Annotated in this window: 22 protein-coding genes; 8 read left to right on the forward strand and 14 right to left on the reverse strand. The window is 71.6% G+C overall.

Features of this window, described 5'->3' with window-relative positions:
* Entirely contained in the window at positions 1-705 is a 705-nt protein-coding gene (locus ABG085_RS15170; RefSeq protein WP_347976558.1) for a DUF402 domain-containing protein, read from the reverse strand.
* A 22-nt stretch (positions 706-727) separates the two neighbouring features.
* Between ABG085_RS15170 and ABG085_RS15175 the strand changes: the two genes are divergently transcribed.
* Positions 728-2,026, forward strand: a complete 1,299-nt coding sequence (locus ABG085_RS15175; RefSeq protein ID WP_347976559.1) for a chorismate-binding protein — start codon at positions 728-730, stop codon at positions 2,024-2,026.
* A 43-nt stretch (positions 2,027-2,069) separates the two neighbouring features.
* On the opposite strand, the gene ABG085_RS15180 is transcribed toward ABG085_RS15175, so the two are convergent.
* The 6 genes from ABG085_RS15180 to ABG085_RS15205 form a co-directional block, all read right to left on the reverse strand.
* A complete protein-coding gene (locus tag ABG085_RS15180) occupies positions 2,070-3,512 on the reverse strand; it encodes a family 1 glycosylhydrolase (RefSeq protein WP_347976561.1) in 1,443 nt (480 codons plus the stop codon).
* A 118-nt stretch (positions 3,513-3,630) separates the two neighbouring features.
* Positions 3,631-4,527 (reverse strand): permease prefix domain 1-containing protein, encoded by an 897-nt coding sequence (locus tag ABG085_RS15185; protein ID WP_347976562.1) that lies wholly within the window; start codon positions 4,525-4,527, stop codon positions 3,631-3,633.
* Complete coding sequence (locus tag ABG085_RS15190; protein ID WP_347976563.1) at positions 4,524-4,877, reverse strand: PadR family transcriptional regulator; 354 nt, start codon at positions 4,875-4,877, stop codon at positions 4,524-4,526. Before ABG085_RS15190 ends, ABG085_RS15185 begins: the two co-directional genes overlap by 4 nt.
* A gap of 114 nt (positions 4,878-4,991) precedes the next feature.
* Complete coding sequence (locus tag ABG085_RS15195; RefSeq protein WP_347976565.1) at positions 4,992-5,855, reverse strand: polyphosphate kinase 2 family protein; 864 nt, start codon at positions 5,853-5,855, stop codon at positions 4,992-4,994.
* Positions 5,856-5,950: 95 nt separating this feature from the next.
* A complete protein-coding gene (gene menD / locus ABG085_RS15200; protein ID WP_347976566.1) occupies positions 5,951-7,774 on the reverse strand; it encodes a 2-succinyl-5-enolpyruvyl-6-hydroxy-3-cyclohexene-1-carboxylic-acid synthase in 1,824 nt (607 codons plus the stop codon).
* A 1-nt stretch (position 7,775) separates the two neighbouring features.
* The gene (locus ABG085_RS15205; protein WP_347976567.1) at positions 7,776-8,282 is read right to left on the reverse strand and encodes a PLDc N-terminal domain-containing protein; all 507 of its coding nucleotides are present in this window, start codon (positions 8,280-8,282) and stop codon (positions 7,776-7,778) included.
* 102 nt (positions 8,283-8,384) lie between these two features.
* On the opposite strand from ABG085_RS15205, the gene ABG085_RS15210 reads away from it, so the two are divergent.
* Complete coding sequence (locus ABG085_RS15210) at positions 8,385-8,693, forward strand: DUF4229 domain-containing protein (protein WP_347976569.1); 309 nt, start codon at positions 8,385-8,387, stop codon at positions 8,691-8,693.
* A gap of 410 nt (positions 8,694-9,103) precedes the next feature.
* Here the strand turns inward: ABG085_RS15210 and ABG085_RS15215 are convergent, their stop codons facing one another.
* The gene (locus ABG085_RS15215; protein WP_347976571.1) at positions 9,104-10,087 is read right to left on the reverse strand and encodes a 1,4-dihydroxy-2-naphthoate polyprenyltransferase; all 984 of its coding nucleotides are present in this window, start codon (positions 10,085-10,087) and stop codon (positions 9,104-9,106) included.
* An 89-nt stretch (positions 10,088-10,176) separates the two neighbouring features.
* Here ABG085_RS15215 and ABG085_RS15220 point away from each other — a divergent pair, with 89 nt between their 5' ends.
* Entirely contained in the window at positions 10,177-10,566 is a 390-nt protein-coding gene (locus ABG085_RS15220) for a VOC family protein (protein WP_347979216.1), read from the forward strand.
* 159 nt (positions 10,567-10,725) lie between these two features.
* Here the strand turns inward: ABG085_RS15220 and ABG085_RS15225 are convergent, their stop codons facing one another.
* Positions 10,726-11,880 (reverse strand): AMP-binding protein, encoded by a 1,155-nt coding sequence (locus ABG085_RS15225; RefSeq protein ID WP_347976572.1) that lies wholly within the window; start codon positions 11,878-11,880, stop codon positions 10,726-10,728.
* A gap of 103 nt (positions 11,881-11,983) precedes the next feature.
* Positions 11,984-12,913 (reverse strand): 1,4-dihydroxy-2-naphthoyl-CoA synthase, encoded by a 930-nt coding sequence (locus ABG085_RS15230; protein ID WP_347976573.1) that lies wholly within the window; start codon positions 12,911-12,913, stop codon positions 11,984-11,986.
* A 76-nt stretch (positions 12,914-12,989) separates the two neighbouring features.
* Here ABG085_RS15230 and ABG085_RS15235 point away from each other — a divergent pair, with 76 nt between their 5' ends.
* From ABG085_RS15235 to ABG085_RS15245, 3 genes are read left to right on the forward strand one after another with little or no spacing between them, the layout of a single operon-like run.
* Positions 12,990-13,535, forward strand: a complete 546-nt coding sequence (locus ABG085_RS15235) for a hypothetical protein (protein WP_347976574.1) — start codon at positions 12,990-12,992, stop codon at positions 13,533-13,535.
* A gap of 1 nt (position 13,536) precedes the next feature.
* Positions 13,537-16,650: an ATP-binding cassette domain-containing protein gene (locus ABG085_RS15240; RefSeq protein WP_347976575.1), complete on the forward strand. Its 3,114-nt coding sequence runs from the start codon at positions 13,537-13,539 to the stop codon at positions 16,648-16,650.
* A gap of 25 nt (positions 16,651-16,675) precedes the next feature.
* Positions 16,676-17,119 (forward strand): hypothetical protein, encoded by a 444-nt coding sequence (locus ABG085_RS15245; protein WP_347976577.1) that lies wholly within the window; start codon positions 16,676-16,678, stop codon positions 17,117-17,119.
* 48 nt (positions 17,120-17,167) lie between these two features.
* Here the strand turns inward: ABG085_RS15245 and metH are convergent, their stop codons facing one another.
* The 4 genes from metH to ABG085_RS15265 all read right to left on the reverse strand — a co-directional run bounded on the left by metH (position 17,168) and on the right by ABG085_RS15265 (position 23,289).
* The gene (metH, locus tag ABG085_RS15250) at positions 17,168-20,917 is read right to left on the reverse strand and encodes a methionine synthase (protein ID WP_347976578.1); all 3,750 of its coding nucleotides are present in this window, start codon (positions 20,915-20,917) and stop codon (positions 17,168-17,170) included.
* Between the two features lie 211 nt (positions 20,918-21,128).
* Entirely contained in the window at positions 21,129-21,926 is a 798-nt protein-coding gene (locus ABG085_RS15255; RefSeq protein ID WP_347976579.1) for an LLM class F420-dependent oxidoreductase, read from the reverse strand.
* A 63-nt stretch (positions 21,927-21,989) separates the two neighbouring features.
* Positions 21,990-22,952: a permease prefix domain 1-containing protein gene (locus ABG085_RS15260; RefSeq protein WP_347976580.1), complete on the reverse strand. Its 963-nt coding sequence runs from the start codon at positions 22,950-22,952 to the stop codon at positions 21,990-21,992.
* A 1-nt stretch (position 22,953) separates the two neighbouring features.
* A complete protein-coding gene (locus tag ABG085_RS15265; protein ID WP_347976581.1) occupies positions 22,954-23,289 on the reverse strand; it encodes a PadR family transcriptional regulator in 336 nt (111 codons plus the stop codon).
* A 98-nt stretch (positions 23,290-23,387) separates the two neighbouring features.
* Between ABG085_RS15265 and ABG085_RS15270 the strand changes: the two genes are divergently transcribed.
* Together ABG085_RS15270 and ABG085_RS15275 are read left to right on the forward strand one after the other, a co-directional pair.
* Complete coding sequence (locus ABG085_RS15270; RefSeq protein ID WP_347976582.1) at positions 23,388-23,552, forward strand: hypothetical protein; 165 nt, start codon at positions 23,388-23,390, stop codon at positions 23,550-23,552.
* Between the two features lie 25 nt (positions 23,553-23,577).
* Entirely contained in the window at positions 23,578-24,579 is a 1,002-nt protein-coding gene (locus ABG085_RS15275) for an o-succinylbenzoate synthase (RefSeq protein ID WP_347976583.1), read from the forward strand.
* Positions 24,580-24,697 lie beyond the last annotated feature (118 nt).

Below are 24,697 nucleotides of genomic sequence, written 5' to 3' on the forward strand. Positions count from 1 at the left end.
CTAGGCCGCGCTGCCGGGGCGGGCGGGGTCGGGGCCGGCAGGTGCAGGGGCGGCGGGTTCGTCGGCGTCGGTGAAGTCCGCGGGAGCGGGCTGCGGCACCGGCGGCAGCGCGGCCAGGCGGGCGAGCCAGCGCTGAGCGGTCTCGTCGTCGAACGGAGGGAGGCCGTCGCGCACGCGCCCTTCCAGGTCGACCGCGACGGACTCGAGCCTCTCCACCAGGTCGAGCGGGTAGCCGTAGGCGACGCGGTGCTCGTCCCACTCGTCGCGGTCCTCGATGTAGACGTCGCCGGGGCTGCGCAGCACACCGTCGCGGTCGAGGTACGGTGCGGCCGGCTCACGCCGGACGACGTCGAGGTCCATGTCGATCCCGGTCGGAAGGCCCGCATCCCAGCGCACATCCCAGGCGATGTCGATGTACACGCGCGTCGGGTGCGGGGCGGCGTTGTGCGTGTACGCGAAGTCGCCGCTCGGCGGGATCAGGGTGACGCTGTCGTGCTCCGCGGCGAACGCGCGGGCCGGTCGAGCGTTGTTCCAGCCGGCGGGCTGCCCGAGCCAGTCGCCCCAGCGATCACTGCCGAGGTAGATCTCGTCGTTGACCCAGTGGGCGCCGCCGTCCCATTTGCGCCAGCGGAACTGCAGCGCCGTCCCGACGGCGGGTCGGTCGGGACGTTGCGGATGAGGCTGGTCGTCGGCGTCGGCGGTCACCTCGCGAGTCTAGGCTGGAGGCGTGACATCTGCGCTCCGCCCGCCCCAGCTGGTGGTCGAGACTCGCGAGATCGAGCACGTCGACGACCTGCTGACGTATGCCTCTGCCGACGAGCCGCTCGCGTGGCTGCGCAGAGGCGACGGCATCGTCGGCATCGGCGTCGTCGGCGGCTATGAGCGCGGGCCGCACGGGGCGACCGGCCCCGACCCGGCGGATCTGTCCAGCGCGGCCGACGCCTGGCGGCAGATCGCCGCATCGGCGGAGATCGACGATCCGCTCGGTCTTCCCGGCACCGGCCTGGTCGCGTTCGGCACGCTCGTCTTCGACGAGCGGTCGTCGGCGGCCAGCCGTCTCATCGTCCCGCAGGCCGTGGTCGGCCGTCATCATGGACGGTCGTGGGTGACGCGGATCCGCCCCGCGTCCGACGCACCGCAGGATCCTCCCGTGGAGCCGTCGCCGTACGGCCCGTACTGGTCGGCGACGCTCGGCCCCGGCACCCTGAACCCCGCCGGCTACCAGGCAGCGGTGCGACAGGCCGTCGACGCGATCGTGCGCGGCGAGCTCGAGAAGGTCGTGCTCGCCCGCGACCTCGTCGGCACGATCCCCGCGGGCGCCGACCTGCGTCGGCTCGTCCGCGCCCTCGCCGACGACTACCCAGACACCTGGACCTTCGCCGTCGACGGGCTCATCGGCGCGAGCCCCGAGACGCTGGTGACGGCCTCGCGCGGCGTGGTCACGGCGCGCGTGCTCGCCGGCACGATCCCGCGCGGCACCGACGCACACGACGACACCGCGGCATCCACCTCCCTCGCGCACAGCGGGAAGGACCTCGACGAGCACCGCTACGCCGTGCAGAGCGTGCTCGAGACGCTCCGCCCTCACGTCCGTCACCTGCGCGCGGACCCCGAGCCGTTCACGCTGAAGCTGCCCAACCTGTGGCACCTCGCGACGGATGTCGCCGGAGACCTCGCCGACCACGCATCGGCGCTCGATCTCGTGGCGGCCCTGCACCCGACCGCGGCGGTGGCGGGCACCCCGCGGAAGGCCGCGCTCGACCTGATCCGCACGCTCGAGCCGTTCGACCGTCGGCGGTACGCCGGCCCGGTCGGCTGGGTGGACGGCGACGGCAACGGCGAGTGGGCGATCGCGCTGCGGTGCGCCCAGATCGGCGCCGAGCCGGCGCGGAGCCGCACCACCTCCAGCGACACCATTCCCGTCGTCGCCCACGCCGGCGCCGGGATCGTCGCCCAGAGCAACCCCGAGACGGAGCTGCTCGAGACACGGGTGAAGTTCCGGCCGATCGTCGACGCGCTCGCCTGAGCGCCCGCTCACGGGTGCGCGGTCGGGCGCTCCGCTGCCGATCTCACGCGGGAATGGTGCCGCTCCGCGCCAGCTGCCCGTACCAGAGCCCGCTGTCCTTGACGGTGCGCTCGAGCGTGTCGAAGTCGACGCGCACGATGCCGAAGCGCTTGGCGTACCCGTAGCCCCACTCGAAGTTGTCGAGCAGCGACCACACGAAGTAGCCCCGCAGGTCGACACCGCGCCGCATCGCCCGGTGGGCAGCCGTGAAGTGGCGCCGCAGGTAGTCCAGCCGCTGCGGGTCCGGCACCGAGCCGTCCTCGGCGACCTCGTCGTCGAACGCGGCGCCGTTCTCGGTCACCATGAGCGGCTGATCCGGGAACTGCTCCGACAGCGACACCAGCAGCTCCTCGAGCCCCTCGGGTGCGATGTTCCAGCCCATGGCGGTGTACGGGCCGGGCTGCTCGACGAACTCCACGGCCTGGTCGCTGCCCGGCCAGGCCGTGCCGCCCGCAGCGCCCTTGTGGCCGTCGTTCATCTGCTTCGCCGAGACGCCGTCCCACAGTCGCACGGTCGCCGTCGAGTAGTAGTTGACGCCGAGCACGTCGATCGGCTGGTGGATGGCCGCGAGGTCGCCCTCCTGCACGAACGACCAGTCGGTGACGGATGCCGTGTCCTCCACCAGATCCGCCGGGTACTCGCCCCGCAGCATCGGGTGGGTGAACGCCCGGTTGGCCAGCGCGTCGATCCGCCGCATCGCCTCGGCCGCGCCGTCGCCCTGGCCGCGCAGCACGTGGAAGTTGAGGGTGACCGAGTACTGCGGGTCGCCGGCCGAGGTCGCCCGGAGCGCCTGCACGGCACGGCCGTGCGCGAGGTTCAGGTGGTGCACCGCGGCGAGCGCCGCAGCGGGCTCGTGGCGCCCCGGCGCGTGCCCGCCCTGGCCGTAGCCGAGGTACGCCGAGCACCAGGGCTCGTTGAGCGTCGTCCAGGTGTGCACGCGATCGCCGAGCGCCGTCCCCATGATCTCGGCGTAGCGCTCGAAGGCGTCGGCCGCCGCGCGCGACGCCCACCCGCCGGCATCCTCGAGCCGCTGCGGCAGGTCCCAGTGGTAGAGCGTCGCGACGGGACGGATGCCGCGCTCGAGCAGTCCGTCGACGAGCCGCGAGTAGAAGTCGATGCCGGCCCGGTTCACGGCACCGGTGCCCGTCGGCTGGATGCGCGGCCACGCGATGGAGAAGCGATAGGCGCCCAGGCCGAGCTCGGCCATGAGGTCGAGATCGCTCTGCCAGCGGTGGTAGTGGTCGCAGGCGACGTCGCCCGTGTCGCCGTTCCACACCTTGCCGGGTGTCTTCGAGAACGTGTCCCAGATCGACGGGCCGCGGCCGTCCTCGTCGAACGCGCCCTCCACCTGGTACGAGGCCGTCGCCGACCCGAACGTGAAACCGGGAGGGAAGACGAGGCCGGAGTCGCGATAGTCGGTGGCTGCCTGGGTCTGGATCGAAGTCACGCTGTTCACTCTGTCACCTCGGGCCGGCCTGTCGCGAACCCGTGGGTGCGAGCATCCAGCGAGCCGAAACGCTCGAGCCCGGCGCGGGGTCAGGGTCGTTTCGTCTCGCTTCGCCCGCTCAACGGCCGGAGGTCCTGTCGGGGGTGAAGAGCATGCGCGCGAGCAGGAGCATCATGCCGGCGAAGCCGGCGACGAAGGCGACCGGCGCCCACCACCAGCCGACCGTGAAGACGAGCACGGCGATCACCGCGAACGTGACGAGCCAGATGACGGCGGTGTAGACGCCGAAGCGGGCCGCGGTCTCGGGCTCGCGCTCGAACCGGTTGGGCGGCTCGTTGCGCAGCGCCTCGCGGGTCCATGCCTTGTGACGATTCGTCTGGGTCGCACCGAGGAACGCGAACAGCACGATCGACGCGATCACTCCGAGAGCGGCGAACACGACACCCCACACAGGCAGCGCGCCCGCCACCACGAGCCCGGCGAACCCGAGCCCGTACGCCCCGAGGAAGGTGGCCAGAGCGTAGGAGGCCGCGCGGTTCTGGGGCATCGGGTGGCTCGTCGTCGTCTCCTGCGAGAGCGAGTCCCCGACGATCAGCGCCAGCGCCGTCGAGGCGAGGCCGAAGATTCCGATCAAGGCACCGACCGGGATCGGCAGCACTCCGACGGCACCCACGACCCCGAGCGCAATGGTGGCCACGGCCACGGCGGACCATGTGACGACCCGTGCGACGAAGGCGGGCTTCGGGCGCACGCGGTGCCGCAGCTGCTGCGACGCGTAGTCGGTCGCGCGCGTACGGGGCGAGGCATCCGTCGTGTCCTCGAGCAGCGCGCGAACGTCGCCGAGCTCCGTGATCGCCTCGCGGGCGGCGTCGGCAGGTGCGGCCCCTGCCGCCTCGAGCTCGGTGGTCCGGGCGACGAGGTTGGCGCGGACCTCCTCCTTCAGATCCTGAGCGTCGGGTGTCATCTCGACACCCTGGAAGGCTTCGTCGAGGAGACGGTGGATGTCGGTGTTCATTGCTGGCTCTCCTTCACGTCGAGCAGTGAGTCGATGATGCGCCGGGTCGCGGTCCAGGCCGCGACGTTGCTGCGGAAGACCGCACGGCCGGCGTCGGTGATGCGGTAGTACTTGCGACGGCCGCCCTGGGATTCGTCGCCCCAGTAGGACTCGACGAGTCCGTCCTTCTCGAGGCGGCGGTAGGTGGCGTACAGCGTCGCCTCTTTGATCTCGTGGGCGCCGCCGGTCGCATCGCGGATCGCCTTGTAGATCTCGAAGCCGTACGCGTCGTCGCGGCGGAGCACACCGAGCACGATCGTGTCGGTATGACCGCGCAGCAGGTCGGCCGCGAACGCGTCGTCTTTTGTCATGTCAAGTACTGTATCACATCAAGTACCTATGACCGTCGACTACTTGATCAGGTCGATCGCAACCTGATGCGAGTGGTGCTCGCCAGGCGCGCCCTCGGCTCGCGAGGCGAGCCCTCAGCTCGCGGCGAGCCGCTTCTTCTCGGCCTCGACGTCGAAGGTCGCCGGCGGCCAGTGCGGGTCGATCTCTTCGAGCGCCTCGAGCAGCAGGTGCTGCACCGCGAGGCGTGCGTACCACTTGCGGTCCGCGGGCACCACGTGCCACGGCGCGTGATCGGTCGAGGTGCGGTCGAAGACGGTCTGGTACGCCGCCATGTACGACGGCCACAGCTCGCGCTCGTCGACGTCGCCCGGGTTGTACTTCCAGTGCTTGTCGGGCCGGTCGAGCCGCTCCATGAGCCGCGACTTCTGCTCTTCGGGAGAGATGTGCAGCATCACCTTCACGACCCGCGTCCCGGTGTCGGTGAGGCGCTTCTCGAACTCGTTGATCGCACCGTAGCGGCGCTCGATCTCGTCGGCCGGCGCGAGCTCGCGCACCCGGCCGATCAGCACGTCCTCGTAGTGCGAGCGGTCGAAGACGCCGATGAGGCCCGACACCGGGACGCGCTGCTCGACGCGCCAGAGGAAGTCGTGCTCGAGCTCCTCGGGGGTCGGCTTCTTGAACGCCGAGAGCACGACGCCCTGCGGATCGACCGAGCCGACGACGTGCCGGATGATCCCGCCCTTGCCCGCGGAGTCCATGGCCTGCAGCACGAGCAGCACCGCGGCATCCGTCGCATCCACGCGACTGCGCGCGAACAGCCGCTCCTGGTATTCGTCCAGCTCGTCGGCCCCGGTCTTCAGGTCTTCGGCGGCGTGAATCTTGTCTTTCGCGTAGCCCGGCGTCGAGCGGGTGTCGACGTCGGCGAGGACGAAGCCCTCGCCGACCCGGAGGAGATCGGCGACGTCGCCGATCCAGTGCTTCTGACTCGAGGCGATCATGGAGCCATCATGGCCTGCGGCAGCGGACGGCGACCAGGATTGAGGGCGGCGCCGCGCCGAATGCGCGTGGCGCAGTTGCGCGGACCGAGGCGGGCTCAGCGCCCGAGCGGAACCTCGATGAGCTGGCGTCCCTCGACCGGCGAGGTGAGCGCCTGGTCCAGCGCCGACCGCGTCGTGACGCGGCGGTACTCCCAGCCGTAGGCGAGCGCGAGCTGCTCGAGGTGCACCGCGTGCGGCGTGTAGAGCACGCGGTCCATGACGTCGGAGCCTGCCACCGCGGCCACCTCGAGCCCGTCGAAGATCGTGCCGCCGCCGTCGTTGCCGACCACCAGCTGCAGGCGGGGCTCCTCCTCGAGCGGCGGCAGAAGCAGCGCGCCGACGTCGTGCAGCACGGCCAGGTCGCCGAGCAGCACGCGCGTGACGCCGGGGCCGCCGGCGGACTGGCTGGCCAGTGCGATGCCCGTCGCCGTGGCGATCGTGCCGTCGATGCCGGCCAGGCCGCGATTGGCGTGCACCGGGATCTTCTTGCCGGGCAGCACCTGATCGGCCACCCGCACCAGCCGCGACGAGCCGAAGACCAGCCGGTCGTGGGGCCAGGTCGCCCGCCAGACGGCGTCGACCAGCGCCGCGCGATCGAGCGGTGCGCGGATGACCTCGAGCTCGGCGGCGATGGCGCCCAGCCGCTCCTCGGGAACCGCAGACGAAAGGCCGTCGGCGTCGGGAGCGGGCGGAGTGAGATCGACGGATGCCGCGCGCGACGCCTGCAGCCACTCCCCCAGCCATGCGCGGTCGGGGTCGCCGGTCGCGACGGCGATGCGGTCGGCGGCGAACGTCACGCCGTTGAGGTTGAGCGGCTCGCCGGGCCCGCGCACGGCGACGATCTCGACATCCGGATCGGACAGCAGCGCCGCGGCCTCGCGGCTGAGGGTCGGGTGTCCGAGCACGACTACGCGCTCGATACGGCCGCCGAGCTCAGGGTCGCGCAGCAGTTCGCGGTACCCGTGCACGAGGTGGCGCCCGAAGCGCGCCCCGCTCACGATCTCGGCGATGAGCGGCCAGCCGCCCACGTGCGCGAGCTGCTCCGCGTCGGGGCCGGCGTCCGCGCCGGCCAGAACGATGGTGCGCGGGCCTCGTTCGAGGACGAGCGGCGCATCCTCGGGCTCGGTCGGCACGTCGGCCTCGCCGATCCCGCCACCGCCCTGGTAGAGCGCTCCGGATGCCTCGTCCTCGGCCTCCGGCTCCACCGGCGGCCCGTCGGGGTCGTCGTCGGCCGTCGTCTCGAGCTCGGTCGCCGGCACGCCCATCCAGTCGGGCAGCGCTCCCGCCAGCGGCTCGCGGTACGGCAGGTTCAGGTGCACGGGTCCCGGCGCGCGCGTCCCCGCGCCCAGGGCGGCGGCAAGGGCCTCTTCGGCGAGCGCCCGCAGCATCGCACTCTGCTCGTGCGTGCCGTCGGGGTCGACGATCTCGGGCACCGGCAGGTCGGCCTCGAGCCGCACCGTCGGCGCGAACATCCCGGGCTGGCGCGTGGTCTGGTTGGCACCGACGCCACGGAGCTCGGGCGGCCGGTCGGCGGTGAGCAGAAGGAGCGGCACGCCGGCGTGATGCGCCTCGAGGGCGGCCGGCAGCAGGTTCGCGACGGCCGTGCCCGACGTGCAGACCACGGCCGCCGGCATCCGTGTCTCGCGTCCGATGCCGAGCGCCGTGAAGCCGGCGACGCGCTCGTCGATGCGCACGTGCAGCCGGACCGCGCCGCGCCGCTCGAGTTCGGCGGCGACCAGGGCGAGCGCCTGCGACCTCGAGCCGGGGCTGAGCACGACGTGGCGGACGCCCAGCTCGACGAGCCGGCACAGCAGCGCCGCGGCGGCGTCGGTCGCGGGCGCGGAGTCGAGCGCGCCCTCGGCGCGGGGCGTGCCCGTCACGTCAGCCGATGGCCCCGCGCTGACCGCGGGCGTCGTCATCGCCCTCGGCGGGCCGGATCGGCGGCTTCGACTGCGGCGGGGTTCCCGGCGCGGGTGCACCACCGGCGGCGGCCGTTCCCGGCGGGGTGCCGCCCGGAGCGGTGGGGTCATCGGATGCCGCGGGCCCGCCCGGCGGGTTCCACCGAGGGTCGTCGCTCTCGGCGTCGAGGTGTGCGAGCTCCTCTTCGAGACGGCGGATGCGCTCGTCCTGATCGCTGATGCTGCCGATGCGACCGAGGAACTCGGGGTCGTCGTCGGGCGCGCGGCGAGCGGCGACGGTCGAGGCGCGCATGCGCCCCACGATCAGCCAGAGGATGCCGCCGAGGACCGGGAGCAGGACCACGATGAGGAGCCACACGGGCTTGCTCACTCCGCGGTGACGGTTCGGGGGCTGGACCGCGCAATCGACGATGGTGAAGACCCAGAACGCGGTCGCCACCAGGGCCAGAATCAACAGCACCCGAGGCATCTTCCCATCCTAGGCGGGCGGGGGCCGCCGTGGGCGCTTCGCTGTGGGTCCGTGACGCAACCGTCGCCGAACCCGCCGGCGGGGCGAACGTAGGATGGACGGATGAAAGTGCGCTCGGCCATCGTCTACTCGGTGCTGCGGCTGCTGGCGTTCCTCGTGCCGTTCGGCATCCTGATGCTGTTCCCGATCATGCAGAAGTATTACTGGCTCGCCGCCATCTTCGCCGCGCTCATCGGCCTGAGCCTCTCGGTGCTCTTCCTGCGCAAGCCGCTGGAGGACGCGACCGCAGGCCTCGCCGAGCGCCGCGACCGGTCGCGCGCCCGGGCTACGGACGAGCAGGCGGAGGATGCCGCGGCCGACGCGGCCGCCGACCCCGGCACTCCCGACACCCCCGAGACGCCCAAGTCCTGAACTCCCCCGACGATCCCTGCCCCCCACCAACAGGTCAACCGCGCTTCCACAGGAGAGTGGAACGGTTCAACCTCCTGTGGAAGGCCGGTTGACCTGTTGAAGCGACGCGACCCCAGGGCATATCGCGACTGCAATGGGCGCGGGCACCGGCAGTCCGCAGCGAGCGGATGCCGCGGGTCACGGCATCCGTCTCAGCCGATGCTGCCCGCATCCGGAACGGCGGGCGCTCCCTGCCCCCAACAGGTCAACCGCGGTTCCACAGGAGAGTGGAACGGTTCAGCCTCCTGTGCAGGGCCGGTTGACCTGTTGAAGCGACGCGACTCCCGGCCGGACGACGACCGCAGTCGGCGCTGCAGCGCGCCTCCCGCCGACTCGAAGGGTGACGGATGCCGCGGCCCGCGGCATCCGGTTCAGCCGACGAAGGCCCACATCAGGAAGGCGCCGTAGGCGACCGACGTGAGCGAGGTGAGGCCGAGGGCGACGACGAGGTCGCGCGGGTCGCGGTAGGTCCACACGATGAGGATCGCGGGCAGCCCGGCGAGCAGGGCGAGGAGCGTCAGCCAGGCGATCGGGTAGCCGATCCAGGCGAGGAACGCCGCGATGAGGAACGCCGCCAGCACGAAGACGGTGAACAGCCAGCGTGTGGCGGTGCGGCCGATGAGCACGGTGAGCGTCTTCTTGCCCGCGACACGGTCCTGGTCGATGTCGCGGAGGTTGTTGGCCAGGAGCACCGCGCAGGCGAGGAGTCCGACGCCGACGGCCCCGAACCAGGCCTCCTGCGGCAGCGCGAGCGCCTGCACCCACGTGGTGCCGAGCGTCGCGACGAGGCCGAAGAACACGAAGACGACGAGCTCGCCGAGCCCGTAGTAGCCGTACGGGCGCTTGCCGCCGGTGTAGAACCACGCCGCGATGATGCAGACGGCGCCGACCGCGAGGAGCCACCACTGCTGCGTGCGGATCGTGATCGCGAGACCGGCCAGCGCCGCGATCGCGAAGAAGGCCAGTGCCACCAGCAGGACGCTGCGCGGCTTGACCTTGCGCGACGCGGTCAGGCGGGCGGGCCCCACGCGGAAGTCATCGGTGCCGCGGATGCCGTCGCTGTAGTCGTTGGCGTAGTTGACGCCGATCTGCAGCGACACCGAGACGACGAGGCAGAAGAGCGCGATCACCCAGTGGAAGACGTCGGTGACGAGGATCGCGGCGCCGGTGCCGACGAGGATCGGCGTCACCGCTAGCGGCAGGGTGCGCAGGCGCGCGGCTCCGACCCAGTCGCCGACCGTGGGTTTCGCGACGTGCGCGGGGTCGCGCGATACGCGCGCCTTCTGCGGGTTGCCCCGCGGGTGCTGCTTCTTCGCGCCCGCGGCGCCACGCTTCTTGCTGGAGGTTGCTGCCACGAATGCACATCATAGGGCTCGCACCCATGACGGCGCGCACTCGGTCAACCCCCCTGTGGATGTCGGACACCGCCACCATCATGGCCGCCATGTTGAGCATCGGATCCGTCGTCCTCACGGTGGAGGACATCGGCCGTGCCGGGGACTTCTGGCGCGCCGCCCTCGGATATGCGAACCGCAGCGAGCCCAGCGACGACTGGGTCATCCTCGACCCGCCCGGCAAGGCCCACTGGGCCGCACCGGGCGCGAGCCTCGCGCTGTCGGTCACCGGATACCCGCAGCACTACCCGCCGCGCATCCACCTCGACCTGTACGCCGAGGATCAGGCCGCAGAGATCCAGCGACTACTCGGGCTCGGCGCTCGCGAGGTGGACTGGGACGGCTACCCCGAAGACGCCGACTGGGTCGTGCTCGAAGACACCGAGGGCAACAGGTTCTGCGTCGTGCAGACCGGGCCGTACCCCGATTCCGGGTCCTGAGCGAGGCAGTGCCGACGACCGAGACCATGAGCTCCGGTCGTTGAGCGAGGGAGCGCCTGCGACCGAGACGAAACGCCTCGAACGTCGCGTCTGCGCCGGGTGCGGGCGTTTCGTCTCGCTCGTACCTCGCTCCTCGCTCAGCGACCGGGGGTGCGCAGGTCAGTGCAGGGCGATCACCGCGCGACGGATCGCCTCGCGGTCCGGCTTGCCCGAAGGCAGCGTGGCCAGCTCGTCGACGAGCACGAGCCGCGACGGGCGCGCGTGTGCGCCGATCTCGGCCTGCACGGCGGCACGCGCCTCCTGCAGCTGGACGGCTTCGCTGCGGCGCAGCGCCTCGCCGCGGGAGGCGACGACGACGGATGCCTCGCCCCAGCGTTCGTCCGGAATCCCGACGACGACGGCGGTGTCGAGTCCGGGGATCCCCCGCACGATCCGCTCGACGCGGTCGAGCGAGACGTTGACGCCCCCCGACACGATGACGTTGTCCAGGCGGCCCCGCACGCGCAGCACGCCGTCGTCGAAGATGCCGGCGTCACCGGTGCGGTACCAGCGCGTGCCGTCGCGCTCGCGGAGGAAGGCGGCATCCGTCCGCTCCTGGTCGCCGAGGTACCCCTCGGCCAGAGTCGGTCCCGACACCTGCACCTCGCCGTGCTGGATGCGCAGCCGCACGTTCGCGAGCGGCACGCCGTCGTAGACGCAGCCGCCGCTGGTCTCGGTGGAGCCGTAGGTGCGGACGATGCGCGCCCCCGCAGCCTCGGCGCGTTCGAGCGTCGCCGCCGGCAGCGCCTGGCCGCCGACCAGGATCGTCTCGAACGACCGCAGAGCCGCCAGGACCCCGCTGTCGTGCTCGGCCGCGTCGAGCAGCTTGGACAGCTGCGCCGGCACGAGCGACGTGTAGGTCGGCACGCGTTCGCCGCGGTCGGTCGACACCATCAGCAGCGCCGCGGCCGCGAAGGCCTGCGGCGTGAACGCCCCCGCGAGGATCGCCGGCTCCCGGTCGGCGACGAGCGAGCGCACGAGCACCTGCAGCCCCGCGACATAGCTCGCGGGCAGAGCGAGAAGCCACGCGCCGTCGCCGATGCGGTCGGCGGTCGCCAGTGCGCTCGCGGTGAGGGCGTCGCGGCTGAGCACGACGCTCTTCGGGATGCCCGTGGAGCCGGACGTCGTCACGACCACCGCGGTGCCGGGGCGGACCTCGGCGGGCAGCCCCTCGACGAGGCCCAGGCTCAGCGCCGGACCCGCACCGTGCAGCGCCCCGCGCAAGGCTCGGAGGATCTCGCGCGGATCGTCGCCGACAACGGGTTCGAGCTTCATCGGTCTGCAGAACTCCACGGATCGGGGGTCGCCTGGGCCCACGTGGGGCCGAGCGGGGCGCGGTGCAACGCGATGCGTGGAGTTCTGCAGATCGCGATCAGCATCAGAAGTGCCAGGGGTAGGGCGACCAGTCAGGGGCGCGCTTCTCGAGGAAGGCGTCGCGGCCCTCGACGGCCTCGTCGGTGCCGTAGGCCAGGCGGGTGGCCTCGCCGGCGAACACCTGCTGGCCGACCATGCCGTCGTCGACGGCGTTGAACGCGAACTTCAGCATGCGGATCGCGGTCGGCGACTTGGTGAGGATGGTCCGCGCCATGGCGAGGGCCTCCCGCTCGAGGTCGGCGTGCGGCACGACGCGGTTGACGGCGCCCATCTCGTACGCGCGCTGCGCGGAGTACTCCTCGGCGAGGAAGAACACCTCGCGGGCGAACTTCTGCCCGATCTGACGCGCGAAGTACGCCGAGCCGTAGCCTGCGTCGAACGAGCCGACATCCGCGTCGGTCTGCTTGAACCGGCCGTGCTCGGCCGACGCGATCGACAGGTCGCACACCACGTGCAGCGAGTGCCCGCCGCCCGCCGCCCAGCCCGGGATGACGGCGATGACGACTTTGGGCATGAAGCGGATCAGCCGCTGAACCTCGAGGATGTGGAGGCGACCGGCTCGAGCGGACGCCTCGGCCGGAACGGATGCCTCGTCTTCGGAGTACTTGTACCCATCGCGCCCGCGGATGCGCTGGTCGCCTCCCGAGCAGAACGCCCAGCCGCCGTCCTTCGCGCTCGGCCCGTTGCCGGTGAGCAGCACCACTCCGATGCGCGGATCCTGGCGCGCGATGTCGAGCGCGCGGTACAGCTCGTCGACGGTGTGCGGGCGGAAGGCGTTGCGTACCTCCGGACGGTGGAAGGCGATGCGGGCGATGCGCCCGTCCTTCGAGACGTGGGAGGTGATGTCGGTGTAGCCGCCCGTCTGCCCGTCGCTCTCGCCCTGGCCCGGTGCCGGCGACCACTCGTCCTCGTCGAACAGTTCCGAAACGCTCACCCGGCCAGCCTAGAGCCGCGCGTCGGCGAGCGTCATCGGGCAACCGGACGAGGCCGCCCGCAACTACCCTGGATCGGTGACCCCGACTCTTCGCACCGTCGCCGCTGCCGCGGCATCCGCTGCCCTGCTGTTCACCCTCGTCGCCTGCGCCGGCAGCCCGGACGCGACCCCCACGCCGACGGAGACCAAGACCGTCGCGATCCTCGACAGCGCCTGCGCCGACGACGCGGGGATCACGGTGGTGGTGGACGCGTCGACCCTCGAAGACGGGGACAGCAAGGAGTGGTGCATCGGCACCGACGAGACACTCGCCGCCGCGGACGCCCTCACCCTCGTGAACGTGTCGACCGAGGGCACCGAGGAGTACGGCGACCAGGTCGTGTGCCGCGTGAACGGCGTGCCTGCCGAAGACGTCGCGATTCCAGCCCCGGACGGCGCGGAGTACTTCGAGACCTGCGAGTCGATGCCTGCCGCCTTCGCGTACTGGGGGCTCTGGGTGAAGCCCGCGGGCGGTGAGTGGGCCTACGCCGAGGAGGGCCTCTCGACCCTCGAACTCGAGCCGGGCGAGTCGCTCGCGCTGCTCTACACGCTGAACGGCGAGCCGGCCGCGCCGACCTCCTGAGATGACCTTCCGACCCGGTCCTCTGCGTGCCGCGGCGATCCTCGCCGCAGGGTTCGTGGTGGCCCGGGTCGTGTACCGCGTCCTCTTCCACGGCGCCGACGGCGACGGCGCGGTGCTGCTGGACCTGCCGGCCGTGCGGCTGCCCGCGCCGTTCGCGCACGTCGTGCTGCTGGGTCCCGTCACGGTCGATGGATTGTGGGATGCCGCAGCCGGCGCCCTCCCCATCGCCCTGTGCATCCTGGCGTTCGGGGGGCTGAACGCCCTCGTCGACCTCAACCGCGTGTTCGCGCGCGCGTCGCGCCGTGGCCCGCTCCGGGGCCTCGCCCGCGCCCTCGCCATCGCGGGCGCGACGCTCCCCTCGCTCGCCGACGGCGCCCGCGCGGTGCGGTTCGCGCAGCGACTCCGGGGCGAGCGCGGCGGACCACGGATGCTGCTGCCGCTGCTCGAACGCACGCTCGAGCGCGCCGGGGGCGTCGCGGCGGCGCTCGAGCTGCGCGGGTTCGCCGGACGCGGGCTCGACGGCGACTGCCTCGCACCGGTCGAGGCGCACGACGTCGAGATCGGGTTCGGGACGGCGGGCCGCGGCATCCGTCTCCCGCCGGAACTCGTCCTCGATGCCGGCACGCTGACCCTCGTGTCGGGTACGACCGGGTCGGGGAAGTCCACGCTGCTGCGGGCGATCGCGGGCCTGCACACCCACACGGACGGCGGCTGGATCGCCGGCTCGCTGCGGGTCGTCGGACACGAGCGCGTCCGGGTGCCCCCACGCGACCTGGCGCAGCGCGTGGGCGTCGTGCTGCAGCATCCGCGCGAGGCGTTCGCGACCGAGCGCGTCCGCGACGAGATCGGGCTCGCGCTCGAACTCCGCGGCGTCGCACCGGTGATCGTCGCCACCCGAGCGGCCGAGGCGGCGGCGCGGGTCGGCGTGACCGCGCTGCTCGACCGCCCCACGCGAGGGCTGTCGGCCGGTGAGGCGACGCTCGTCGCGATCGCCGCCGCGATCGTCGAGCATCCGATCCTGCTGCTGGTCGACGAGCCGCTCGCCGACCTCGACGCCGACGCGCGTGGGCGGATCGCGGAGCTGCTCGACGCCCTGGCGCACGAGGCGGGCATGTGCGTCATCGTCGCCGAGCATCGGATCGCGACGCTGTCGGGGGTCGCCGACACCGTCCTCCGCATCGACGGTGGCGTGGTGCGGGCCGCGGGAGCGGCCGGTGAAGGTTGGCGGTCGCCCGCGGAACCGGACGCGTCCGGATCGGAGCACAGCGCGAGCGTTCGGGACTCGTCGTTCGCGCCCTGGGCGCCCGCCGGGCAGTTCGAACCCCGAGATGCCGCGCGAACCGCGCCGCCGACCGGGGCGGCGCCGTGCCCGTCGACGGCGCAGCCCCGGCGGTCCGCAGAACCCGTGCTGAGAGCCCGCGGCATCACGGTGAGCCACCGCGGCACGGTGGCCGTGTCGGCGGCCGACCTCGATCTGCAGGCAGGTGAGATCGTCGCACTCATCGGGCCCAACGGCGCCGGCAAGTCGAGCCTGCTCGCCGCGCTGGCCCTGCCCGACCGCAGGATGCGGGTCGCGTCGTCCGGACGGGTGGCGCTGGTGCCGGATGCCTCCGACGACCTGTTCGTCGTCGACAGTGTCGTGGCCGAGTGCCGCCGCGCCGACCGGCGGGCGGCTCACCGTGCCCGGCACGGCGAGCGCGGCGTCGGCCCGGAATCGGCGGGCTCCCCCATCGGCGGACCCACCCAGGCGGGACGACGCCTTGTGCCCAGCGCGGACGCCACGGCCGCCCGGTTCGCCGGCTTCCTCGGCCTCGACCCCGCGGGCGGCGAGTTCGCGGCGCGGATGGCGGCGCATCCGCGTGATCTCTCCGTGGGTGAGCGGCGCTGCCTCGCCATCGCCATCCAGCTCGCGGACACACCCACCGTGCTGCTCGTCGACGAGCCCACGCGAGGCCTCGACCCCGGCGCGCGGGGTGTGGTGTGGCGGGCGATACGCGGACTCGCCGAATCGGGGACCGCGGTGCTCGTCGCCTCGCACGAACCCGAGTCCGCAGCCCTCGCCGACCGGGTGATGTCGATGGAGGCCGGCGTGCTGTCCATTGGGAGCACTGCCGCGTCCCGTGCCATCACTCCGCCTGAACACCGAGTCACGTCACCGGCTTCGGGCGCGCACGCACCCTCGGCGCGGGATCACACGGAGTTGCGGACGGCCCCACCACCCGCGGTCCGCCAGCCCAGTCACGCGGAGCCGCGGACCGCCCCACCACCCGTGATCCGGCATCCCGGTCAGCCACCACGATCCCCGCGCGCGCGATCCGCTGCGCGCACGCTGGCGCCGCTCGCCCTTGCCGTCGCCAATCTCTTCGCGCTGGCGGCGTTCTGCTGGCCCCTCGTCGCGACCGCCGTGCCCGAGCAGGCGCATGCCGCCGTGCCGATCGCCGCCTTGGCGCTGGCGCCGCTGGCGGCGCTCGTCGTGATCGCGACGCTCGACGGCACGGTGCGGTCGAGCCATATGCTCGCGCTGCTGGGCACGCTCGCCGCGATCGGTGCCGCGGTGCGCATCGCCGGCACCGGCGTCGGCGGCGTCGAGGCCGTCTTCATCCTGCTGATCCTGGCCGGCCGAGCCTACGGCGCCCGCTTCGGAATGCTGCTCGGGATGGCGACCATCGCCCTGTCCACCGTCATCACCGGCACGTTCGGTCCGTGGACGCCGTTCCAGATGTTCGCGTGCGCGTGGGTCGGCGCCCTGGCGGGGTTGCTCCCCCGCCGTCTCACCCGCGTCACCGAGATCGCGATGCTCTGCCTCTACGGCGTCGTCGCGTCGTACGGCTTCGGCCTGCTCATGAACCTGTGGTTCTGGCCCTTCGCCGTGGGGTCCGGCACGGGCATCTCGTACGACGGCGGCGCGCCGCTCGACGTCAACCTCTCGAGCTTCCTGCTGTACTCGCTCGTCACCTCGACGCTCAGCTGGGACACCCTCCGCGCCGTCACGACCGTCATCGGTCTGATCGTGGTGGGCCGGCCGATCCTCGCCGCCCTGCGCCGGGCGAAGCCGCTGGCGCCGCACACGCAGCACGCGTCCGCTCCTCGAGAGCGAGCATCTGCCCTATCGTGAAGGTCACGTGCCAGGAGGAGCCCACGTGACCACAGCGATTCCCGCGACAGCGACCTCGACCCCGGCGTCGAATCTCAGCGGCGCCTACCTGCCCGAGATCATCTCGCTCGCGAAGCGGGGACTGTTCTGGGCAGTCCTCTACGGGCTGTTCACGCGCGGCTCGCAGGGTGGCTGCGTCACTGCCACCGCCGCCGACGCCGCAGCCACCTGCTACACCGCGACACTCGAGCCGTCGCCGGTGGTGTGGGTCGCGATGGCCGTCGTCTTCGTCATCTCGCTGAGCCGGGCCTCTCGGGCCACCGAGACCTCCGTCGTCGTGCGCGTGCTCCGGCGGGCCGCCACCGCGATGTGGGCTCTCCCGCTCCTCGCGGCGGTGATCGGCCTCGTGACCTTCTTCGCCGCCGATCCGGCCGCCTGGGTGCACACCACGCCGCCTCCGAACGTCACCGTCGAGATCACCACGCAATGAAACGACGGATGCCGCGGGCCGCGGCATCCGTCTCCTTCGCGTCGCAGGTCAGACCGAGAAGTACTTCGCCTCGGGGTGGTGGAAGACGAAGGCGTCGGTGGACTGCTCGGGGTGCAGCTGCAGCTCTTCGCTGAGCTCGACGCCCATGCGCTCGGGGCGCAGGAGCTCGACGACCTTGCGGCGGTCCTCCATGTCAGGGCATGCCGGGTAGCCGAGTGAGAAGCGGGCGCCGCGGTACTCCAGCTTGAACAGGCCGGCGGTCTCGGCCGGGTCCTCTCCCGAGAAGCCGAGCTCGGAGCGGATGCGGGCGTGCCAGAACTCGGCGAGCGCCTCGGTCAGCTGCATCACGAGCCCGTTGAGCTCGTAGTAGTCGCGGTACTTGTCTCCGGCGAAGAGCTTCGCGGTGACCGAGTCGATGTGCGCGCCGGCCGTGACGAGCTGCACCGGCAGCACGTCGACGGCGCCCGACTCGCGCGAGCGGACGAAGTCGGCGAGGCACAGGTGACGGTCGCGGCGCTGGCGCGGGAAGTGGAATCGCAGTCGCTCGGTGCCGAGCTCCCCTCCACCCCCGGAGCCTGCGGCGTGCCCATCGATGCTGCCGCCGTCGGGCGCCAAGAGGCCTGCCGCTCCCAGCACGCCCGCCGGGTCGTCGCCGTGGTGCAGCACGACGACGTCGTTGCCCTCCGACACGACCGGGAAGTAGCCGTACGCGACCGACGCGTCGAGCATGCCCTCGCCGAGGATGCGGTCGAGCCAGTAGCGCAGCCGCGGCCGCCCTTCGGTGTCGACGAGCTGCTCGTACGTCGCGCCGTCCTCACCGCGGCCGGGCTTCAAGCCCCACTGCCCCATGAAGGTGGCGCGCTCGTCGAGGAAGGCGGCGTAGTCGTGCAGCGCGATGCCGCGGACGATGCGCGTGCCCCAGAACGGCGGAGCGGGCACGGGATTGTCGGATGCCACATCCGAGCGCGTCGGCATCGCCTCGGGCTCGGTGAGCGTGAGCTTCGAGCCGGCCGCGTGGCGGCGCTTCTTCAACGCCGGAAGCCCGACTGAGGCCGGGTCGGCGCCGCGCGCGATCTTCACGAGCGGCTCCATGAGCGCCAGGCCCTCGAACGCGTCGCGGGCGTAGCGCACCTCACCGTCGAAGAGGCTCGCCAGGTCGTCCTCGACGTAGGCGCGGGTGAGCGCCGCGCCGCCGAGGATCACCGGCCACTTCGTGCCGAGGCCACGGGAGCGGAGCTCTTCGAGGTTCTCCTTCATGACGACGGTCGACTTCACGAGCAGGCCCGACATGCCGATGACATCGGCGTCGTGCTCCTCGGCCGCGGCGATGATGTCGGCGATCGGCTGCTTGATGCCGAGGTTCACGACGTCGTACCCGTTGTTGGTGAGGATGATGTCGACGAGGTTCTTGCCGATGTCGTGCACGTCGCCGCGGACCGTCGCGAGGACGATGCGGCCCTTGCCCGAGGCATCCGACTTCTCCATGTGCGGTTCGAGCAGCGCGACCGCGGTCTTCATCACCTCGGCGGACTGCAGCACGAACGGCAGCTGCATCTCGCCCGCGCCGAACCGCTCGCCGACGATCTTCATGCCCTCGAGCAGGTGGTCGTTGATGATCTGCAGCGGGGCGAGCCCGCCCTCGCGTGCGAGGTCGAGGTCGGCCTCGAGGCCCTTGCCCTCGCCGTCGATGATGCGGCGCTCGAGCCGCTCGCCGACCGGCAGTGCGGCGAGCTCGGCGGCGCGCTGGTTGCGCAGCGCCGCGGTGTCGACGCCGGCGAAGAGGTCGAGCATCCGTGCCAGCGGGTCGTACGTGACGTTGCCGTCGGCGTCGTATTCGCGGCGGTCCCACACGAGGTCGAGGGCGACCTTGCGCTGCTCATCGGAGATCGAGGCGAGCGGCACGATCTTCGCCGCGTCGATGATGCCCGAGGTCAGCCCGGCCTCGGCCGCCTCGTGCAGGAACGCCGAGTTCAGCACGCTGCGCGCGGCCGGGTTGAGCCCGAACGAGACGTTCGAGACGCCGAGGGTGGTGTTGATGCCGGGGTACTTCGCCGTGATCTGCCGGATCGCCTCGATGGTCTCGATGGCGTCGCGGCGGGTCTCCTCCTGGCCGGTCGCGATCGGGAACGTCAGGCAGTCGACGATGATGTCGCTGACCCGGAGGCCCCATTCGCCGACGAGCTCGTCGATGAGCCGGGTGGCGATCTGCACCTTGCCCTCGGTGGTGCGGGCCTGGCCGTGCTCGTCGATCGTCAGCGCCACGACGGCGGTGCCGTGCTCCTTCACGAGCGGCATGATGCGCCCGAAGCGGGAGGTCGGGCCGTCGCCGTCCTCGTAGTTCACGGAGTTGACGACCGGGCGCCCGCCGATGAGCTCGAGACCCGCCGCGATGACCGCCGGCTCGGTCGAGTCGATGACGAGCGGCAGCGTCGACGCGCTCGCGAGGCGCGACACGACCTCGCGCATGTCGGCGGCGCCGTCGCGGCCGACGTAGTCGGTGCAGACGTCGAGCAGGTGCGCCCCCACGCGGATCTGGTCGCGCGCGATCTCGACGCAGTCGTCCCACCGCTCCTCGAGCATGGCCTCCCGGAACGCCTTCGAGCCGTTCGCGTTGGTCCGCTCGCCGATCGCGAGGTACGACGCATCCTGCTGGAACGAGACGTGCTGGTACAGCGAGGCGACGCCGGGGTCCACGGTCGTTGAGCGAGCGAAGCGGGACGAAACGCCCTGAGCGCCTGCGGAATGCTCGGCCCGTTTCGTCTCGGTCGCTGGCGCTCCCTCGCTCAACGACCGGGAGGGGGCGTCGCGGAAGGGGCTCAGGCGCTCGACGACCGCGGCGAGGTGCTCGGGCGTCGTGCCGCAGCATCCTCCCACCAGCCCGAGTCCGAACTCGCGCACGAACTGCTCGTGCGCCGTCGCGAGCTCGGCGGGCGACAGCGGGTAGTGCGCGCCGTTCGCCCCGAGCACCGGCAGCCCGGCGTTCGGCATGCACGCGACCGGCACGGTGGCGTGCTTCGACAGGTGCCGCAGGTGCTCGCTCATCTCGGTCGGACCGGTGGCGCAGTTGAGGCCGATCGCGTCGACGCCGAGCGGCTCGATCGCGGTCAGCGCCGCGCCGATCTCGGACCCCATGAGCATGGTGCCGGTGGTCTCGACCGTCACCTCGACGAAGATGGGCAGACGGATGCCGCGGCTCACGATCGCCTGACGGCAGCCGTTGATGGCGGCCTTGGTCTGCAGGAGGTCCTGCGAGGTCTCGACGAGGAACGCATCGGCGCCGCCGTCGATGAGCCCCTCGGCCTGCAGCGCGAACGTCTGCTTCAGGTTGTCGTAGGTCGTGTGACCGAGGCTCGGGAGCTTCGTGCCCGGGCCCATCGAGCCGAGCACCCAGCGCAAGCGCCCGTCGACGGCCTCGGCCGCCTCGACGCGCTCGCGCGCGATGCGGGCCCCGGCGGCGGCGAGCTCGGCGATGCGGTCGTCGATGCCGTAGTCGCCGAGGTTCGACCAGTTCGCGCCGAAGGTGTTGGTCTCGACCGCGTCGACGCCGACCTCGAGGTACGCGTCATGGATCGCGGCGACGACGTCCGGGCGCGAGACGTTGAGGATCTCGTTGCAGCCTTCGAGGCCCTGGAAATCCCCCTCGATCGACAGGTCGTAGCGCTGCAGCATCGTGCCCATGGCGCCGTCGGCGATCACGACCCGCTCGCGCACGCCCTCGAGCAGCTGCTGCGAGCGCTCCGGACGCGGCACGCCGTCGATGTCGAGGGCGAAGCGGGGTGCGGTGGAGACAGCGGTCACCCGCGCGAGTTTAGTCGCGGCATCCGTCCCCGCCGCCGTCCGTGACGCCTTGCGACGGCCGCCCTGCTCCGTACGCGGAGCCCACCCCGTCGGCATGTTCCGATCGATGGCCTTCATGTCCCGAAATCGGTCACAACGAGCGGCGGGAACGGAAGAAATCGGGACATGCTCAAGGAGACGTCGGTGGCGACGGGACCGGGGGCGTCCCGACTCAGGCGTTCTTCGAGTCGCGCCAGCGCAGCCACGACCGGATGAGGTCGTAGTCCCAGTCCGGGCCCTGGAAGGCGAGGGTGAACAGGCGCACACCGGCGTCGTACAGTTCGTCGGCGAAACCTTCGCCACGCTGGTGCAGCTCGTTGGAGATGACGAGGCCCGACGTGTCGCGCTCCTCGCGCTCGGCCCACCGCTCGATGACGTCGAGCTTGTGGGGCAGCTCGTCGGGGCGCACGAAGCTGTGCCAGATGTCGGCGTGCCGCGCAACGAGGCGCAGCGTCTTCTGCTCGCCCTTGCCGCCGATCATGACGGGGATCTCGCGGGTGGGCGCGGGGTTGAGCTTCTGCCAGCGGGCCTCGATGCGCTCGAGCCCGGCGGCGAGGTCGTCGAGCCGCGAGCCGGCGGTGCCGAACTCGTACCCGTACTCCTCGTAGTCGCGGGCGAACCAGCCCGAGCCCGTCGCGAAGATGAAGCGGCCCACGCGGTCCTTCGCCGAGATGTGGTCGACGGTGCGGGCCATGTCGGCCTGCAGGTCGGGGTTGCGGTAGCTGTTGCAGTTGACCAGCGCCCCGAACTCGACGCGCTCGGTCTGCTCGGCCCAGGCGGCGAGCATGGTCCATGACTCGAAGTGCAGGCCGTCGGGGTCGCCCGACAACGGGAAGAAGTGGTCCCAGTTGAAGAGGACGTCGACGCCCATCTCCTCCAGACGCAGGACGGCGTCGCGGAACGCGGAGTACGGGGCGTGCTGGGGCTGCAGCTGCACGCCGAGCCGTACGGGTGTGTCGAGAAGAGGCATGGGCATCAGCCTAGAAGGAGGGGAGGGGTGCGAGGCGCACTCCTCCCCTCCTTCCTCTGTCGGTCACCGACGGGGCACTCCACCCCGCCGCGCCTTGATCGCGACGTCGATGATGTCCCATGCCGCGATGCCCGCGATCACGAAGCCCGTGATGACGTACATGATCGCGCCGACCTCGGTTCCCGGGATGATCGTGGCGAACCACTCGGGGTTCAGCAGCTCGCCCCGGGCGAGAAGCACCAGAGCGGGCACCGCGACCGCGAGAGCCAGCACGGCGTTGAGCACCGCGAGCGGAACCGTCCAGCGCCCTCGGAAGTACACCGCGATGCTCAGCGCAGCCTCGAGCGCCATCAGCACGAAGAGCGCCGCGTAGACCCACGGCCACAGGTCCGGGTTGAAGAACGACAGTCCGGGCTCGGTCGGGACGAAACCGATGAACCGGTCCCACAGCAGTGCGCCCACCGCCACGACGAGGAAGACCAGGCTGGCCACCATGTCGCCGAATCCGGCACCGCTCTGCCGCGGCTCGGGCAGCATCTCGGGCTTCCAGAATCCGGCGTAGGGCTTGCGCATGCGGGTGCCGGTGCGCTCGAGGATCACGACGATCAGGATCGTCCAGAAGAAGATGTGCATCGCGACGTTGAGCATGGCCACGACGGTCGTGCCGATCACCTCGCCGATATCGGCCCCCGACAGGGTCTGGGCGATCGCGATGCCCAGCCCTGCGAAGGGGATCACGATCCACAGCAGCAGCTTCGTCAGCCGCCACCAGTCGAGGTAGTACTGCGGCCCGACCAGGTAGAGCTGCCGGTCGGTGTACTTCGCGGCGAGGATGTCGGGGTCGCCGAGTTCGACGAGGACGGCGCGCTCGGCCTGTTCGCGCTCCTCGCCCTCGGCCACGCGGGCATCGACCTGGTCGTCGATCGAGGCGCGCAGCTCTGCGGCGAGGTCGTCGCGCTGGTCCTCCGGAACGGTCCGCATCGCGGCGTCGACATAGCGGTCGGTGAAGGTGATGGTGCCGGTCATGTCAGTCCTCCTGGGGAAGGGCGTCGATCGCGGTGGCGATCGCGCGGAAATCGTCGGTGAGTGCGGTCGCGAGGCGCTTGCCCGCGGCGCTGGTGCGGTAGAACTTGCGTGGCCTCGCCTCGTCGGTGTTCCACTCGCTGGTGAGGTGGCCCTGCTTCTCGAGGCGACGGAGGAGGGGATACAGCGTGTTCGCGTCAGTGGGGAAGCCATGTGCCGCCAGCTGCTCGAGCAGGCCGTACCCGTACCCCGGGGACTCGAGCAGCCGCAGACAGGCCAGCACGATGGTGCCGCGCCGCAGCTCCTGCAGGTGCGTCTCGAGGATGTCGGATTCGCTCATGTCTCACACTGTACTGTGCGTCACACACTATCGTCAATCACACTTTAAAGTTCGGCGCCAACCTGTCATGCTGACCGGAACGCGAGAGAGGGACTGCGATGTCGGAGAAGCCCAGCCGCTGGATCCGCCTGAAGTGGGCCGTCTTCGGCAAGCCGGTGACCTACGAGGAAGTCCGCAACGCGGAGTCGTCGCAGTTCCGCGACGCGCGTGTGCTCGCTCAGACCGAGATGCGAAACCATCGTTTCCAGGCCGGGCAATTCTGATCCGCCCACGGGGCAGGATGAAGCGGTGACGACCCCGCACTCCCTTCCCCCGCTCGACGGCCTCTTGGCGACGGCGCACGTGGTGGCACTGCCGCTCGCGACCAGGTTCCGCGGCGTCGACGTCCGCGAAGCGCTCCTCTTCGAGGGCCCCGAGGGCTGGGCGGAATTCTCGCCGTTCGCCGAGTACGACGACGCGGAGGCATCGACGTGGCTCGCCGCGGCCATCGAGGACTCACAGATGCCGCGGCCCGCCGCTCGCCGTGAGCTCATCGCCGTCAACGCCACCGTGCCGGCGGTCGCCGCGGCAGACGTCCCCGCGGTGCTCGCACGCTTCGACGGCTGCCGCACCGCGAAGGTCAAGGTCGCCGAGGCCGGTCAGCTGCTCGCCGACGACGTCGCCCGCGTCCGCGCCGTGCGCGAGCTGATGGGTCCCGAGGGCCGCGTGCGCATCGACGCGAACGGCGCCTGGAACGTCGACGAGGCGGAGCGTGCCCTGCACGCCCTCGCCGAGTTCGACCTCGAATACGCCGAGCAGCCGTGCGCGAGCGTCGACGAGCTCGCCGAGCTGCGGCGACGCGTGAAGTACATGGGCATCCCGATCGCCGCCGACGAGAGCGTGCGCAGAGCCGCCGATCCGCTGGCGGTGGCGCGCGCGGGCGCGGCAGACCTCCTGGTGATCAAGGCGCAGCCGCTCGGCGGGGTGCGTCGCGCACTCGAGATCGTGGCGGAGGCAGGGCTTCCGGCCGTCGTCTCGAGCGCCCTGGACACCTCGGTCGGGCTGTCGATGGGCGTGGCTCTCGCCGCAGCCCTCCCCCAGCTCGACTACGACTGCGGACTCGGGACCGCGTCGCTCTTCACCGCCGATGTGGTGGACCCGCCGCTGGTCCCGCGCCACGGTTCGCTGACGGTGGGCCGGGTCACGCCGGACGCGGCGCTGCTCGACGCGCACGCGGCATCCGCCGACCGCCGCCAGTGGTGGCTCGACCGCCTGGCGCGCTGCTACGAGGTCCTCGCCTTCGCGCGCTGAATCGGAGCGCGAAGTGGCGGTTCGGCGCGTTTCGTCTCGCTTCGCTCGCTCAACGACCGGGAACCAATTCCGGTCGTTGAGCGAGGGAGCGCCAGCGACCGAGACGAAACGCCCTGAC

Source organism: Microbacterium sp. ProA8, assembly GCF_039905635.1.
GTDB lineage: Bacteria > Actinomycetota > Actinomycetes > Actinomycetales > Microbacteriaceae > Microbacterium > Microbacterium chionoecetis.

Excerpts from the sequence above, each read along its gene's own strand:
- ABG085_RS15225 (WP_347976572.1), bottom strand. The coding sequence starts at position 11,880 with ATGAAGCTCGAACCCGTTGTCGGCGACGATCCGCGCGAGATCCTCCGA.
- ABG085_RS15270 (WP_347976582.1), top strand. The coding sequence starts at position 23,388 with ATGTCGGAGAAGCCCAGCCGCTGGATCCGCCTGAAGTGGGCCGTCTTC.
- ABG085_RS15190 (WP_347976563.1), bottom strand. The coding sequence starts at position 4,877 with ATGACAAAAGACGACGCGTTCGCGGCCGACCTGCTGCGCGGTCATACC.
- ABG085_RS15205 (WP_347976567.1), bottom strand. The coding sequence starts at position 8,282 with ATGCCTCGGGTGCTGTTGATTCTGGCCCTGGTGGCGACCGCGTTCTGG.
- ABG085_RS15220 (WP_347979216.1), top strand. The coding sequence starts at position 10,177 with ATGTTGAGCATCGGATCCGTCGTCCTCACGGTGGAGGACATCGGCCGT.
- ABG085_RS15240 (WP_347976575.1), top strand. The coding sequence starts at position 13,537 with ATGACCTTCCGACCCGGTCCTCTGCGTGCCGCGGCGATCCTCGCCGCA.
- ABG085_RS15195 (WP_347976565.1), bottom strand. The coding sequence starts at position 5,855 with ATGATCGCCTCGAGTCAGAAGCACTGGATCGGCGACGTCGCCGATCTC.
- ABG085_RS15210 (WP_347976569.1), top strand. The coding sequence starts at position 8,385 with ATGAAAGTGCGCTCGGCCATCGTCTACTCGGTGCTGCGGCTGCTGGCG.
- ABG085_RS15265 (WP_347976581.1), bottom strand. The coding sequence starts at position 23,289 with ATGAGCGAATCCGACATCCTCGAGACGCACCTGCAGGAGCTGCGGCGC.
- ABG085_RS15185 (WP_347976562.1), bottom strand. The coding sequence starts at position 4,527 with ATGAACACCGACATCCACCGTCTCCTCGACGAAGCCTTCCAGGGTGTC.
- ABG085_RS15260 (WP_347976580.1), bottom strand. The coding sequence starts at position 22,952 with ATGACCGGCACCATCACCTTCACCGACCGCTATGTCGACGCCGCGATG.
- ABG085_RS15255 (WP_347976579.1), bottom strand. The coding sequence starts at position 21,926 with ATGCCTCTTCTCGACACACCCGTACGGCTCGGCGTGCAGCTGCAGCCC.